12 protein-coding genes are annotated in these 14382 nt (G+C 75.2%); 9 read left to right on the top strand and 3 right to left on the bottom strand.

All coding sequences use genetic code 11. From position 1 onward, the window contains the following. The first annotated feature begins 132 nt into the window (after positions 1-132). Both AB0I60_RS21130 and AB0I60_RS21125 read left to right on the top strand, forming a co-directional pair. Entirely contained in the window at positions 133-1236 is a 1104-nt protein-coding gene (locus AB0I60_RS21130; protein ID WP_360732160.1) for a serine hydrolase domain-containing protein, read from the top strand. Positions 1237-1282: 46 nt separating this feature from the next. Continuing rightward, entirely contained in the window at positions 1283-1498 is a 216-nt protein-coding gene (locus AB0I60_RS21125) for a hypothetical protein (protein ID WP_360732158.1), read from the top strand. Positions 1499-1617: 119 nt separating this feature from the next. On the opposite strand, the gene AB0I60_RS21120 is transcribed toward AB0I60_RS21125, so the two are convergent. The 3 genes from AB0I60_RS21120 to AB0I60_RS21110 form a co-directional block, all read right to left on the bottom strand. Next, the gene (locus tag AB0I60_RS21120) at positions 1618-2652 is read right to left on the bottom strand and encodes an N-formylglutamate amidohydrolase (protein ID WP_360732156.1); all 1035 of its coding nucleotides are present in this window, start codon (positions 2650-2652) and stop codon (positions 1618-1620) included. Positions 2653-2672: 20 nt separating this feature from the next. Then, the gene (locus AB0I60_RS21115; protein ID WP_360732154.1) at positions 2673-4010 is read right to left on the bottom strand and encodes an anaerobic C4-dicarboxylate transporter family protein; all 1338 of its coding nucleotides are present in this window, start codon (positions 4008-4010) and stop codon (positions 2673-2675) included. Between the two features lie 190 nt (positions 4011-4200). Beyond that, positions 4201-5268, bottom strand: coding sequence for a crosslink repair DNA glycosylase YcaQ family protein (locus AB0I60_RS21110; RefSeq protein ID WP_360732152.1), 1068 nt, complete (start codon positions 5266-5268; stop codon positions 4201-4203). Between the two features lie 212 nt (positions 5269-5480). Here AB0I60_RS21110 and AB0I60_RS21105 point away from each other — a divergent pair, with 212 nt between their 5' ends. The 7 genes from AB0I60_RS21105 (at position 5481) to AB0I60_RS21075 (ending at position 14373) form a co-directional block, all read left to right on the top strand. Further along, entirely contained in the window at positions 5481-8576 is a 3096-nt protein-coding gene (locus AB0I60_RS21105) for an amidohydrolase family protein (RefSeq protein ID WP_360732151.1), read from the top strand. A 205-nt stretch (positions 8577-8781) separates the two neighbouring features. Beyond that, a complete protein-coding gene (locus AB0I60_RS21100) occupies positions 8782-9426 on the top strand; it encodes a lytic polysaccharide monooxygenase (RefSeq protein WP_360732149.1) in 645 nt (214 codons plus the stop codon). Between the two features lie 127 nt (positions 9427-9553). Next, a complete protein-coding gene (locus AB0I60_RS21095; RefSeq protein WP_360732148.1) occupies positions 9554-10264 on the top strand; it encodes a TetR family transcriptional regulator in 711 nt (236 codons plus the stop codon). Then, complete coding sequence (locus AB0I60_RS21090) at positions 10261-11493, top strand: MFS transporter (protein WP_360732146.1); 1233 nt, start codon at positions 10261-10263, stop codon at positions 11491-11493. Before AB0I60_RS21095 ends, AB0I60_RS21090 begins: the two co-directional genes overlap by 4 nt. A gap of 131 nt (positions 11494-11624) precedes the next feature. Beyond that, positions 11625-12128: a SigE family RNA polymerase sigma factor gene (locus AB0I60_RS21085; protein WP_360732145.1), complete on the top strand. Its 504-nt coding sequence runs from the start codon at positions 11625-11627 to the stop codon at positions 12126-12128. Further along, positions 12125-13162 (top strand): LCP family protein, encoded by a 1038-nt coding sequence (locus tag AB0I60_RS21080; RefSeq protein WP_360732144.1) that lies wholly within the window; start codon positions 12125-12127, stop codon positions 13160-13162. Before AB0I60_RS21085 ends, AB0I60_RS21080 begins: the two co-directional genes overlap by 4 nt. Positions 13163-13233: 71 nt before the next feature. Next, entirely contained in the window at positions 13234-14373 is a 1140-nt protein-coding gene (locus AB0I60_RS21075) for a serine hydrolase domain-containing protein (protein ID WP_360732143.1), read from the top strand. The last annotated feature ends 9 nt before the right edge of the window (positions 14374-14382 follow it).

Below are 14382 nucleotides of genomic sequence, written 5' to 3'. Positions count from 1 at the left end.
GGCCCCCTTGCTGCGGAAACCCGACCCTGGAGTCCACCGTGGACGACTGCCGCGCTTGCTCCGTTCGCCGGCGTCGGACCGCCGCGCGCCGGGGGAGAATGTCTGCCTGCCGGGGACCTCCGAGGGGGATCGATGATCGGGATGCGCGTGGTGGCCGCCGTGTGCGCCGTGGTGTGCGCGCTGGCGCTCGTGGCCGGCTGCGGCGGCGAGGTCGCGCCCGCCGCGCCGTCGTCCTCCGCGCCGGACGTCGTGGCCCGCCTGGAGCAGGCCGTCAGCCCGCTGGAGCGGCAGGGCTTCCGGGGCGTGGTCGAGGTGCGCCGGGACGGCCGGGTGCTGCTGGCCCGCGCGTTCGGGGACGCCGACACCGCCGCCGGCCGGCGGAACGCGCTCGGCACCCGCTTCCGGGTCGCGTCGGTGACCAAGCAGTTCACCGCCGTCGCCGTCCTGCTGCTCCAGGAGCAGGGCAGGCTGAAGGTCACCGACCCGGCGTGCGCGCACCTGCCGTCCTGCGTGCCGGCGTGGTCGGCGGTCACCCTGGAGCAGTTGATCACCCACACCGCCGGCGTGGTCGAGGACGTCGCGGACGCCCACGCGGAGCGGGTGGCGCTGCTGGCCCCGAAGCCGACGCACGCCGAACTCGCGGCCGTGGTGATGGCCCGGCCGCTGGGTACCGCCGGCACGTGGGCGTACAGCAACGCCGGCTACGCCGTGCTCGGCGCGGTGGTCGAGCACGTCACCGGCCAGACCTACGGCGCGTTCCTGCGCGCGTCCCTGCTCGACCCGCTGGGCATGGGCGACTCCGGCACCGACTGGCCCGCCGCCGACCCCACGACCCGCGCGGTCGGCTACGCGGCACCGACCACGCCCGCCGAGCCGGTGGACCACGAACTCCAGGCGGACGGCGCGCTCTACGCCACGACCGCAGACCTGGCGCGGTGGAACACCTTCCTGCTCACCGGCACCCCGCCGCTGCTCACCCCGGCGACCAGGGACCTGGTCCTCGCGCCGGCCGTGCCCATCCCGGGGATGAGCGCGCGCTACGGGTACGGCGTGCAGACCTGGCGGGAGGGCAGGGACGCGGCGGTCGAGCACAACGGGCGGCTGCCGGGGTTCCGCACCTACAACGGCATCCACCCCGGCACGCGGACGTCGGTGACGGTGTTCACCAACCTCGACACGTTCGACCCGTCCACGTCGGGGCACAGCCTGATGGACGTCGCCATCCGGTACCCGTGACCCGCGCGGTGCTACCGTGCGCGGACACCGTGGGAGGGGAGTGGTCGTGACCGCAGTCGAGGAGCCGGACACCGAGTTCCCGCACCGGATCGGGAAGGTCGCCCGGCGCGTGCTCGCGCTCAACGGGTACACCCGCTACGAGCAGCTCACCGCGACCACCGCCAAGGAGCTGCTGAAGATCCACGGCATGGGCAAGAAGGGGATCGCCATCCTGCGCGAGGAGCTGGCGCAGCGGGGCCTCGCCTTCGCCGACGAGTCCTGACCCGGCCGCCGCGCTCGACCCATCCGTCCACTGTGGATGCCCCTGGGTCGTGTCCACGACCGTGAGGAGCTCCCACCGGAGCGGTCCGGCAGGCGAGGGCGTCCGAGGTGGCGCGGAGGTCAGTGCCGGGACGACCCGCGGCGGTGCGCGCGGTAGCGGTCCCAGCTCGCCTTGCACGCCAGGGCCAGTCGGCTCACGCGCGCCGGGCAGAGGTCCGGCCAGTCGGTGCCCGGTGCCCTGAGCCGGGCGGTGGCCTCCGGGCCCAGCAGGTGCTCCCGCAGGAACTCCGCCTGCACCGCCTCGACGCCGGGGAACCGGGCGGCGGTGTGGACGATCTCGTTGCTGCCCAGGTACGGCCGGTTGAGCGCCACGTCGTCCGGGTCGCCGACGGTGAACCCGACCCGGTGCGCGGCGGCCAGCGCCCGCAGCGAGGCGGGGCGCATGGTGACCGGTTCCGGGCCGCGCGGCTCGCCGTGCTCGTCGCCCCGGTTGGACAGGGCGACGACCGGCGGCAGGCGGTCGGCCGGGGGCCGGGGCACGGCCACCGCGCCGTCCGGGCGGGTCGTGTGGTTCATGGTGTCGTGGAACGACAGGAACGTGGCACCGCCGGCCCGCGCCACCAGGTCGTCCCGGGTGCGCTCGTAGACGTCCACGCCCACGGCCGCGACCTCCGCCAGCACCTCGGCCAGTTCGGCGGACCACCCGGTGAACACCGGCAGGAACGAGAACGTCACCGGGCGCACCGCGTCGCAGCCGGACAGGTCGACCCGGTTGCCCGGCCCCGCCGCCCGGACCCGCTCGAACGCCTCCGCGAGCCCGGCCGCCAGGTCGTCGGGCCGCGCCCGGTTGGGGTCGCGGACCAGCCTCGGGTGCGGGTTGACCACGCAGACGACCCCCGGGTCCAGCTCGGCCCACCGCCGCACGACGGGCGCGGTCGAGCAGTCGGTGAAGTCGTACTGGAGCCGCCGGGTCAGCGCCGGGGACAGGAACCCGGCCAGTTCCTCCGGGATGGCCGCCCCGCCGTGCGGGCAGGCGACCACGAGGTCCGCGCCGGCCAGCGCCTCGGCCGGCGACCGGCGGTCGCGGTCCGCGTAGAACGTGATGTCCTCGGCGGTGAAGCGGGTGCCGCGCGGGATGAGCACCGGGGTGGACATGGCCCTCCGATCCGCCGGGGTCAGCCCCCGGCCAGCAGCCCGATCAGGGCACCGAACCCGGCCGTGGTCACGGCGAGCACCACGGCCGGGACGAAGAACGAGTGGTCGACCAGCTTGCTGCCGAGCTTCGTGCTGCCGGTCCGGTCGAAGTTCGCGGCGGCGATCTGCGACCCGTTGGTGGGCAGCACGTAGATCCCCGCGAACGCGCCGCCCCACATGCCGGCGAGCACCCCGGGCGCGAGGCCGGCGGCCAGGCCGATCGGCACGATCGTCCGGGTGGCGGTGGACTGGCTGGTGGTCGCCACGCACACCAGGAACACGCCCAGCGCGAAGATCCACGGCGCGGCGTCCACCCACCGGCCGACCGTGTCGACCACCAGCGCCTGGTGGGCCGAGATGAACGTGTCGGTCAGCCACGCCAGGCCGAACAGGGCGATCGCGGACACCATGCCCGCCCGGAACACGCTCGCCATCGGCACGTCGGCCACCTTGGGCCTGGCGATCAGCAGGATCGCGGTGCCGACCGCGAACATCACCATCTCGATGATCGGCGTCATGCCGAGCTCCGCGCCGCGCGCGTCCTCCGGCCGCAAATCCTTGAACAGCCCGAGCACCACGATCACCAGCACGCCGGACAGGAAGACCAGGGCCGCCGCCCGGCCGGTCGGCGTCGCCCCGGGCAGGTCGCGGGTCGAGCCGGGGGACGCGGGCGGCAGCTCGCCGGACGCCACCTTGGCCGCGATCTCCGGGTCGTCGGCCAGGTCGCGGCCCAGCCGCCGCACCACGAAGAACGACGCGACGATGCCGAGCACGGCGGCGGGCAGCGTCACCTTCACGATGTCGACCAGTTCGAACCGGTACGGGTCGACGTCGGTGAGCGTCACCATGGCCGCCATCGCCGCGCTGACCGGGCTGCACGCCAGCGCGACCCCGGTGGCCACCACCGACAGCGACAGCGGGCGCGACGGGCGCTCGCCGTTGCGGTAGGCCACGTCGCCGATCACCGGCAGCAGCGGGTAGAGGATGTTCGAGGTGCCCGCGCCGACCGAGAACAGGAAGGTCACCAGCGGCGCGATCAGCGTGATCTGCCTCGGGTAGCGGGAGATCACCGTGGCCGCGATCCGCACCATCCAGTCGATCCCGCCCGCGACCTGCATCATCGACGCGGCGAGCACCACGGACAGCACGATCAGCAGCGCGTCCACCGGCGGCGTGCCGGCGGGCTCGCCGAACACGAACACCAGCACGCCGACGCCCAGCCCGCCCCACAGCCCGAGCGCCACGCCGCTGGACCTGGTGCCCATCACGATCGCGCCGAGGACCACGAGCAGTTCGAGCGTGATGATCAGCGCGTCCATGGGCAGCCGGCGTCCCTCGTCTGGCGGAGGGGCCGGGCGGCCCCGGAACGCCAGTATCGGCGAGCCCCGCCGGCCCGGCCCGGACGAGCAGGGCCTTTCACCCCAACGAGCGTCCGCCCGCCGAGGCGCGACCCACGTGGCACCGGCTCGCCGCGACCTGGGCGAGCCGCGACCAGACGCCGGGGCGCGGTCAGCCCGCCGAGAGCCGCAGCTCCGCGCCGTGGTGGGCGGCCAGCCGGCGGGCCGCGCGGTCGAGCGCGTCGCGGTGCGCGTGGGCGAGCGTGGTGAGCAGGTCCAGCTCGACGGTCAGCGTCCGGTGGGTGAGCGTGCCGCGCCACGTCCCGTGCACGACGCCGTCGACCAGCACCACCTGCACGCCCGCCGCGCCCTCGCCGCGACCCGGGTTGGCGCGGCCGGGCACCTGGCGGCGCAGCAGCGGCTTCACCTCGTCGGGCACCACCGCCTCGCGCTGGCCCGAGCCCAGCACCCACGCGTCGTAGCGGGGCAGCAGCCACGCCCCGGTGACCGGGCGTGGCCGGGTGTCGGCGTCCTCGGCCAGCACGCACGAGCCGTTGAGCACGTCGACCACGTCCTGGGCGCGCAGGAGGTCGTGCGCGGCCGGGATGGTCACGCCCAGCCAGCGGGAGAGGTCGCGCGGGGCGACCGGGCCGTAGTTGCGCACGTACCGGCGCACCACTTCGTGCAGCGCCGCGTCCTCGTCCACCGGGTCGGGGGTCACCCGGACGAAGGTCTCCTTGCCGTCCTGCGGCGGGCCGAACGCGAGCACGCCGGCGTGCGCAGCCAGCACGGTGAACTCGGTCAGCGCCTCGTCCACCTCGGTCACGCCGGTCAGCGCCGTCAGCCGGGCGGCGAGCCCGGCGCGGGTGAGCGGCCCGCCGTCGAGCGCCTCGGGGGCCGCGTCGAGCAGCCTGCGCCCGGTGCCCACGACCTCCACCGGGGTCGCCCGGCGCACGGCGGCCAGGTAGAGGCCCAGGTCCCGGGCGGCCAGCAGGTGCGCCGTGCCGCGCATGGCGTACGTGCGCACCAGCACGCCGTCGTCGACCAGCGCCTGGAAGGCACCCCGGCCCAGCCGGGCGGACCGCACGGCCAGGCCCAGTTCGGCGGCCAGCGGCGCCTGCGCGTGGAACGCGCACACCTCGCCGGTCACGGTGGCGGGCCCGGCCCGGGACGGCTCGGCGAGGTGGTTGCGGCGGAGCCGGTGCGCCAGGGCTGCCGCCGTGGTCCAGTTCGATGCCATGACGCCCTCACCCTAGAGCCCCTGCCGCACAACGCGAAGGGGACGCGCACCGATCGGGCGACCGGGACGCGCCGGTCGCGCGGGCGGATGCTGCCCGGGGGTGCCAGGGTGGGCCCGCCGGGTGAACGGGGATGGGGCTGAACGGCTCATGCGCCGGGCACGGCGGCCGGCAAGGTGGGTGACGGATGCAGTCAGCCGCGTTTGGGGGAGCGATGGCACCGCAGGACTTGTCTCGACGGGATCTGCTGACGCGCACCGGTCAGGTGGCGGTGGCGCTGGGCGCTGCGGGCGCCGTGGGCGGTGTGGCGCGCGCGGAGCCCACCGGCAGCGCGCCGGCGGGTGGTCGGCGGGCCGTGCTGAGGGAGGGCACCAACATCTCGGTCACCCCGTCCCCGGACGGGAAGTGGCTGGCCACCGACCTGGTGACGGCGATCTGGGTGCTGCCCGCCACGGGCGGCGAGGCGCGCAGGCTGACCGGCGACCTCCAGGACGCCACCCTGCCGACGTGGTCGCCGGACGGCCGGTCGCTGGTCTTCCAGTCCTTCCGGGACGGGAACTTCCACCTCTACCGGGTCGACGTCGCCGGGGGCGAGCCCCGGCAGTTGACGTCGGGGCGGTTCGACCACCGGGAGCCGGTGTTCTCGCCGGACGGCCGGCGGATCGCGTTCACCAGCGACCGGGGCGGCCACTACGGCGTCTGGCTGCTGGACGTCGCCTCCGGCGAGGTGGCCGCGCTCACCGGCCCGCCGGACGAGGCCGCCGCGCCGCGCTGGTCGGCCGACGGCGCGCGGATCGCGTTCACCGCCGACGAGACGTCCGTCGACGTCGTGGTGGTGGCGACCGGCGAGCGGGTCCGCGTGGTCACCGCGCCCGCCGGCGGCCGGGTGCACGGCGCGAGCTTCGGGCCGGGCGGCGCGCTGTCCTACACGCTGGTCCGGGGCGGCCGGGCGGACCTGGTGCTCGGCGACCGGGAGATCACCTCGGGGGAGGACGTGTTCGGGTTCGCCGCCACCTGGACCGGCGGCAGCGCGCTCTACACCGCCGACGGCCGCATCCGCCGCCGCGCCGAGGACGGGACCGTCGTGGACGTGCCGTTCACGGCGTCGGTGCCGGTGGCCGCGCGCGCCGAGGTCCGGCGGCGGCGCGACCCGGCCGGCCCCGTGGACGTGCGCGGCATCGCCGGGCCGGTGGTGTCGCGGGACGGCTCGAAGATCGCCTTCCGCGCGCTGAACGCCGTCCACCTGGTCGGGGCGGCCGGCGGCCGGCCGCGCCGGCTCACCGACGGCCCGTGGTTCGACTCCGACCCGGACTTCTCGCCCGACGGCCGGTCGGTCGTGTACTCCAGCGACCGGACCGGCGTGCCGACGCTGCACCTGCGCGACCTGGTCACCGGCGAGGACCGGGCGCTGCCCGCCGGGCCGGGGGCGCAGACCGCGCCGAGGTTCTCCCCGGACGGCGGCCGGATCGCCTACGTCGACCACGACGGCGCGGTGCGGGTGCTGGACGTCGCGGCGGGGACCAGCAGGCAGGTGACCCCCGCGCTGTTCATGCCGGGCCGCCCGACGTGGTCGCCCGACGGCCGGGTGCTGGCGCTGGCGGCGGTGAAGCCGTTCTCCCGGCGGTTCCGCGAGGGGACCAGCCAGGTGCTGACCGTGGACCTCGTGGACGGCGGGCTGCGCTACGCCGAACCGATGCCGTTCCGGTCGATCGCCACCCGGGGCGACGACGGGCCGGTGTGGTCGCCCGACGGCCGGCACCTGGCGTTCGTGGTGGAGAGCGTCGCCTGGGTGGTGCCGGTGGACGCGGCGGGCCGCTTCCTCGGCGAGCCGCGCCAGGTCACCGAGGAGGTGACCGACTCGCTGGCGTGGAGCGGCTCGGACGCGCTGGTCTACCTGTGCACCGGCACGCTGCGCCGGATCGGGCTGGCGGGCGGCGAGGCCCGCACCATCCGCCTCGACCTCACCTGGCGCGCGCCCAAGGCACCCGACCGCACGATCGTGCACGTGGGTGCGGTGTGGGACGGCGAGTCCGACAAGCTGCGCCACGACGTGGACGTGGTGGTGGAGCAGGGCCGGGTGCGGGAGATCCGCCCGCACCGCGCGTCACCCGGCGACACCGTGGTCGACGCCCGCGACCTGGTCGCCATCCCGGGGCTGATCGACGCGCACAACCACTGGCACCTGCGCGGCCGGCAGTGGGGCTCGCGGCAGGGCCGGGCGTGGCTGGCGTACGGCATCACCACCACCCGGTCGCCGGGCGACCCGGCCTACCAGATGGTGGAGACCCGGGAGGCGCTGGCCGCCGGAACCCTGGTGGGGCCCCGGTTCTACGGCACGGGCGAGGCGATCGACGGCTCGCGGGTGTACTACAACTTCATGCGGCCCACGCTGTCGCGCCGGCAGTTGGACCTGGAGCTGAAGCGGGCGCTCGAACTCGACTACGACATGGTCAAGACCTACGTGCGGCTGCCGGTGGAACTCCAGCGGGAGACCGTCGAGGCCGCGCACCGGGGCGGGCTGCGGCTGTCGTCGCACTACCTCTACCCGGCGGCGGCCCTCGGCATGGACGGCATGGAGCACGTCGGCGCCACCAACCGGCTGGGCTACTCGCACACCATCAGCCGCACCGGCCGCGCGTACCAGGACGTGGTGGAGCTGTTCGTGAAGTCGGGGATGTCGGTCACCCCGACCCTGTTCCACTCCCGCGCGCTCTACGCCGACGACAAGTCCCTTGTGGACGACGAGCGCACCCGGATCCTGTTCCCGCCGTGGGAGTACGAACGGTACGTGGCCGAGGCGAACGCGGCCGGCACCCCGGAATCGCCGTGGTCGAAGGAGATCCTGGCGGGCTGGGTGGATGCGGTCCTGCGGGTGCAGCGCGCGGGCGGGCTGGTGATCTGCGGGACGGACGCGCCGCTGGACTACGTCGCCACCTCGACGCACCAGAACCTGAGGGCGATGGTGGCGGGCGGCTTCACGCCGGTGGAAGCGCTGCGCACGGCGACCCGCAACCCGGCGGCGTGGCTCGGGCTGTCCGGGCAGATCGGCACCCTGCGGCCGGGCGCGCACGCGGACGTGGCGTTCGTGTCGGGCAACCCGCTGACCGACATCCGGGCCGCTGCGGCGGTGCGCCGGGTGATGGTCGGCGGTGTGCTGCACGAGGTGTCGGACCTGCTCGACCCGTTCCGCACCGCGCCCACGGCGGCACGCGCCGAACCGGTGCCACCGGCGGCGTCGGCGGCCCACGTCCACGAGCACTGGTGGCACCAGCCCGAGTGGTCCGCGCACGTGTGCTGCGGTCAGTTCTGACAGCGGGCCGGGTTCGGCAACGGGCGGTTTTCACGGAGGTCGGCGCGGCGCGCTGCCCGCTCGCCGCGCGGCCTGCCCGCTCGCCGCGCGGCCTGCCCGCCGTGTGACGTCCCACGATCGGAGGTACCCCGGCCGGGCACGGGCGGCCCACCATGGTCTAGACCTCTGCGGTAAACCAGGCCGCCGCAGAAGTGGAGACACCCTGATGAGGCTACGACGCCCCGTCGCCGTGGTGAGCGCCCTCACCTGCGCGTTCCTGGCGCTCAGCACGGCCGTGGTCGCGCCCGCCCACGCACACGGCTCGATGAGCAACCCCGCCAGCCGCATCTACCGCTGCTTCACCGAAGGGCCGGAGAACCCGAAGTCGGCGGCGTGCAAGGCCGCCGTGGCGGTCGGCCAGAGCTGGCCGCTGTACGACTGGGACGAGGTGAACCAGCCCAACGCCAACGGCAACAGCCGCCAGATCATCCCCGACGGCAAGCTGTGCAGCGCGGGCCGCGACAAGTACAAGGGCCTCGACCTGCCCCGCGCCGACTGGCCCGCGACGAACCTGCCCGCGAGCGGCGCGTACACGTTCGCGTACAAGGCGACCGCACGGCACCCCGGCACGTTCGAGCTGTACATCACCAAGGCCGGCTACGACCCGACGAAACCGCTGAAGTGGTCCGACCTGGAGGACGTGCCGTTCTACAAGCAGAACAACCCGCCGGTCACGGGCGGCGCGTACCAGTTGAGCGCGACCATCCCCGCCGGGCACACCGGTCGGCACCTGATCTACTCGATCTGGCAGCGACACAAGCCGGACAGCGGCGAGGCGTTCTACACCTGCTCGGACGTCGTCCTGGGCTGACCGGCCGGCCCGCGCGGCCCCCGGTGCCAATCCGGGGGCCGCTCTCAGAACCGGACTGCGCTTCCCTCGCGGCGACTTTTGAGAGTACACTCTCAAAAGTATGCCGCGTCGAGGTGAGGGGGGAGCGGTGACGGGTGTCGCGCGCCGCAGGCTCGGCCGACCGCCGCAGGTCACGCGGGAGGCGATCGCCGCTGCCGTGCTGGACGTCGGGTTCCACGACCTGACGTTCACCGCCGTCGCGGATCGGCTGGGCATCGGCCAGGCCACGCTGTTCCGGCACGTGCCCAACCGGGACGACCTGGTGCGGCTGGGCCTCGACCTGGCGGTCCGCCGGTACCCGTGGCCGTCCCTCGACGGGACGTGGCGCGAGGTGCTGGAGCGGTACGCGCTCGCCGCGTGGCGGGCCTGGGAGACCCACCCCGGCGCGGTGGTCGAGGCGACCCGGGGCGTGCTGCCGCCGTCCGTCGTCGCCCTGTCCGACGAGGTCGGCGCGGTGCTGCTGCGCGCGGGGTTCCGGCCGGACGCCGCCGTGCGCGCGTTCGACCTGGTCTTCGACCTCGCGGCGGACAGCAGGCGCGGCGTGGAACTGCTCGCGCTGCCGGCCGGGCGCGGCACCGCCGACCAGCGCGGGCTGCTCGACCGGATGTGGGCGGGCGGCGCGGCGGCGGTCGGCCCCGGCACCGCGACCGACGACGAGCGCCGGGCGGTCCGGGCGGCGATGTCGGCGGCGATCCGCGCCGACCCCGTCGAGTGGTTCCTCGGCAAGCTCCGGGTCGTCCTCGCCGGCGTCGAGGCCGAGCTGGCGCCCCGACCCGACGCCGGGAGGGACCGGTCGTGACCGCGCGCACCCACCAGGTCCCCCTGGTGCTCGCCTCGGTGTTCCTGGCCTTCCTCGGCCAGATGACCCTCACCCCGATCATCGCGCCGCTGTCCCGCGAGGTCGGCCTCGCCGAGTGGCAGGTCGGGGTCACCATCAGCGTCGCCGCGCTGATGGTGGTGACCACCAGCCAGTCGTGGGGGCGGCGCTCGCAGTCCTGGGGCCGCAAACCGGTGCTGGTGGCGGCGATGGGCCTGGCCACCGCCGCGATGCTGCTGTTCGCGCTGGTCGCCTACCTGGGCGTCCGGGGCGTGCTGGCCGGCACCTGGCTGTTCGTGCTGTTCGTGCTGCTGCGCGGGGTCGCGTTCGGCACGGCCATCGCCGCCGTGCCGCCCACCGCGCAGGCGTACATCGCCGACGTGACCCCGGACGGGGCGCAGCGGGTCCGGGGGATGGCGGGCATCGGCGCCGTGCAGGGCGTCGCCATCACCGCCGGCGCGGTGGTCGGCGGCGTGCTGAGCGGGTTCGGCCTGATGGTGCCGCTGGTCGCCGTGCCGGTGCTGCTCGCGGGCGGCCTGCTGCTGGTGGCCTGGCGGCTGCGCCGGGAGACCCGTGCGGAACTGGTCGCGGACCCGCCCCGGATCAGCCCGCGCGACGGCCGGGTGTGGCCCTACCTGGTAGCGGGCTTCGGCATGTTCACCGCGCTGGGGTTCGTCCAACTCGTCACCGGGTTCGTGGTTCAGGACCGGTTCGGCCTCGACGCCGGGGCGACCGGCCTGGTCACCGGCGCGGCGCTGCTCGCCTCCGGCGTCGGCCTGATCGCGGCCCAGGTGCTCGTGGTGCCGCGCAGCGGGTGGCGGCCCGGCACCCTGCTGCGGGTCGGCGGGGCCGTCGGCACGGTGGGGTTCGCCGCGCTCGTCCCGGACCTCGGCATCGCCGCGCTGGTGGCGGCGATGCTGCTGGTGGGCCTCGGCCTGGGCATCGGGATGCCGGGCTACACGGCCGGCCCGACCCTGCTGGTGACCCGCGAGGAGCAGGGCGGCCTGGCGGGGCTGATCGGCGCGAACAACGGGCTGACCTTCGTCGTGGCCCCGACCGCCGGCACCTCGCTCTACTCGCTGTGGGCACCGCTGCCGCTGGTGATCAGCGCCGCCGTGATGGCGGCGGTCACCGCGTTCGTGCTGCTGCACCCCGCGTTCGCCCGGCGACCCGCCCCGGTCCTCCGGGAGCCGGTCCCCGACCAGGTGTGACCCGCCTGCTGCCTCCCGGAAGACGCCCGCCGGCACGTCCGTACGCCGTGAACCAGGTCACACCGTTCAACGCGGAGGTGGCCGGCGGGGTTTCCGGGGCGTGGAACGACCCTGCGGCGGGAAGGAACGACGTGCCCGATGACTTCGACCGGTTCGTCGCCGATCGACTCGATCGGCTCCTGGGCTACGCCACGGCCTTGACCTGCGACAAGCACCTCGCCCAGGACATCGTCCAGGACGTGCTGCTGCGCGCGCAGAAGCGGTGGGACCGGATCGGCGCACTGGACGCACCCCACCTCTACGTCAGGCGGATGGTCACCAACGACTACCTGTCGTGGTGGCGGCGCCGGGCGGCACGTGACGTGGTCTCCTCGCACGCCGCGCTGGACGAGGTCGCGCCGGCCGTCGCCGACCACGCCGTCCGGCACGCCGAGCGCGACGCGATGCGCGCCCGGATCGCGGTGCTGCCGCGCCGGCAGCGGGCGGCGGTCGTGCTGCGCTACTACGACGACAGCACCGACGAGGAGATCGCCGCGCTGCTCGGCTGCACGGTCGGCACCGTGCGCAGCCACATCTCCCGCGCACTCAAGACGTTGCGGGCCAACGAGAACGACGCGGTGGAGGTGCTGCGATGACCGACCGGGACCAGCTCATCCGCGAGGCCGTCGAGGCCGAGGCGGCGCAGGCCGTCGACAGCCGGGACGTGCTCGCCGCCCTGCGCCGGGGACGTGCCCGGCGGCGCCCTCGGGCGTGGGTCGCCGTGGCGGCGGTGGCCACCGCTGCGGCAGCGGTCGCGGTCGTGGTGCCGTTGGCGGTGTCGCGCTCCGCCGCGCCGACCGAGCCCGCCGCGCCGCCCGCCGAGTCGCGCACCGTCCTGCTGGTCGGCGTGGACGACGGCACGCGCACCGACGCCGTCGTGCTGGCCCGCGTGGCCGCGAACGGCGCGGTGCACGCCGTGTCGTTGCCGCGCGACGCCTGGGTCGACGTGCCGGGCGGGGGCAAGGCCAAGCTGAACGCCGTCTACGCCACCGCCCACGAGAACGCGACCGGCGACCGGGTGCGGGCGGGCGCGGAGGCGCTGACCGGGGTCGTCGGCCAGTTGACCGGTGTGCACGCCGACCACTACGCCGTGGTGGAGATGTCCGCGCTCGGCCGGCTGGTGGACGCCGTCGGCGGCGTGGAGGTGTGCCTCAACGCCGCCGTGAGCGATGAGTTCTCCGGCGTCGACCTGCCCGCCGGCCGGCACACCCTCCACGGGCAGGACGCGGTGGCGTTCATGCGCCAGCGCCGGAACCTGCCCGAGGGCGACCTGAGCCGCGTGGTCCGCCAGCAGGTGGTGCTGCGCGCCCTGGCCGGGAAGTACCTGAGCCCGGACGTCCTGGGCGACCCGGCGCGGCTGGCCGCGCTGGTGGACGTGGTCACCGCGCAGACCCGGGGCGACGAGGGCTGGGACCTGCTCGACTTCGCCCGGGGCATGACCCCCGGCGCCCCGGTGCGCGCCGCGACGATCCCGGTGGGCGCGGCGGTCTCCGACCCCGAGGCGGGTTTCGTGCTCCCGGTCGACCCGGCGGCGGTCCGGGCGTTCGTGTCCGCCTTCACCTCGGACACCCCGGCGCCCGGCACCCCCGGCACCGCCCCGCCCCCGTCCGGGGACGGGTGCGTGGACTGACCGACCGCCGTCGCCGATCGGCGCCCCTCCCTTGTGGACTACCGTGGACGCGGACCGGGGGAGGGGCTTCGATGGCGGATCTGCGGGGTGTGCTGGAAGCGCACGTGACGTCCGGCGCGCTGCCCGGCGCGGTGGCGCTGGTGGCGCGCGGCGACCGGGTCGAGTTCGCCGCCGTGGGCTCGGTCGACGTCGAGGGGTCCGCGCCGATGACCCGCGAGTCGATCTTCCGGTTCGCGTCGCTCACCAAGCCGATCACGGCCGCCGCGCTGCTGGTGCTCGTGGACGACGGCCGGGTCGGGCTGCACGACCCGATCGGCCGGTGGCTGCCGGAGCTGGCCGACCCGGTGGTCGTGCGCACGCCGCGCAGCGCGGTCGAGGACGTGGTGCCGGCGGTGCGGCCGATCACCGTGTTCGACCTGCTCACCTCGCAGGCCGGGTTCGGGTTCGCGTCGGACTTCTCGCTGCCCGCCGTGCAGCGCCTGCTCCCCGTGCAGCACGACGGCCGCCTGCCGCAGGCATTCCCGCCCGCCGACGTGTGGCTGGCCGAGCTGTCGCGGGTGCCGCTGCTCCACCAGCCGGGGCAGTCCTGGCTCTACGACACGTGCTCGGCGGTGCAGGGCGCGCTGGTCGCCAGGGCCTCCGGCGGGTCGCTGCCCGCGTTTCTCGCCGAACGCGTGTTCGGACCGCTCGGGATGACCGGGGCCGGTTTCTCCGTGCCCGAGGCCGACCGGGACCGGTTCACCAGCTTCTACAAGGTGGAGGACGGCGGCGGCCTGCGGTTGGCCGACCGCCCGGACGGCCAGTGGAGCGTGCCACCGGCGTTCCCGCTCGGCTCGGGCGGCCTGGTCGGGACCGTGGACGACTGGTACGCCTTCGCCCGGATGCTGCTCGCCGGCGGCGCGCTCGACGGCCGCCGGGTGCTGTCCGCCGAGTCCGTGCGCCTGATGACGACCGACCACACCACGCCGGCGCACCGCGAGATCGGCGCGCTGTTCCTGGAGGGCCAGGGGTGGGGGATGGGCGGCTCGGTCGACATCGCCGCGACCGACCCGTGGACCGTGCCGGGCCGCTACGGCTGGGTCGGCGGCACCGGGACGTCGGCGCACGTCGTCCCGACCACCTCGACCACCGCCATCCTGCTCACCCAGGTCGGCGAGGACAGCCCGGTCGCCCCCGCGTGGATGCGCGACTTCTGGCAGTACGCGGCCTGACCGCGCCAC

Source organism: Actinosynnema sp. NPDC050436 (assembly GCF_040655415.1).
Classification (GTDB): domain Bacteria; phylum Actinomycetota; class Actinomycetes; order Mycobacteriales; family Pseudonocardiaceae; genus Actinosynnema.
Note: the sequence above shows the minus strand (reverse complement) of the source record. Positions and strands in the feature narration are given on the sequence as shown.

Coding starts and splice junctions, on each gene's coding strand:
- AB0I60_RS21130 (WP_360732160.1), top strand. CDS start 133: ATGATCGGGATGCGCGTGGTGGCCGCCGTGTGCGCCGTGGTGTGCGCG.
- AB0I60_RS21120 (WP_360732156.1), bottom strand. CDS start 2,652: ATGTCCACCCCGGTGCTCATCCCGCGCGGCACCCGCTTCACCGCCGAG.
- AB0I60_RS21115 (WP_360732154.1), bottom strand. CDS start 4,010: ATGGACGCGCTGATCATCACGCTCGAACTGCTCGTGGTCCTCGGCGCG.
- AB0I60_RS21110 (WP_360732152.1), bottom strand. CDS start 5,268: ATGGCATCGAACTGGACCACGGCGGCAGCCCTGGCGCACCGGCTCCGC.
- AB0I60_RS21105 (WP_360732151.1), top strand. CDS start 5,481: ATGGCACCGCAGGACTTGTCTCGACGGGATCTGCTGACGCGCACCGGT.
- AB0I60_RS21100 (WP_360732149.1), top strand. CDS start 8,782: ATGAGGCTACGACGCCCCGTCGCCGTGGTGAGCGCCCTCACCTGCGCG.
- AB0I60_RS21080 (WP_360732144.1), top strand. CDS start 12,125: ATGACCGACCGGGACCAGCTCATCCGCGAGGCCGTCGAGGCCGAGGCG.
- AB0I60_RS21075 (WP_360732143.1), top strand. CDS start 13,234: ATGGCGGATCTGCGGGGTGTGCTGGAAGCGCACGTGACGTCCGGCGCG.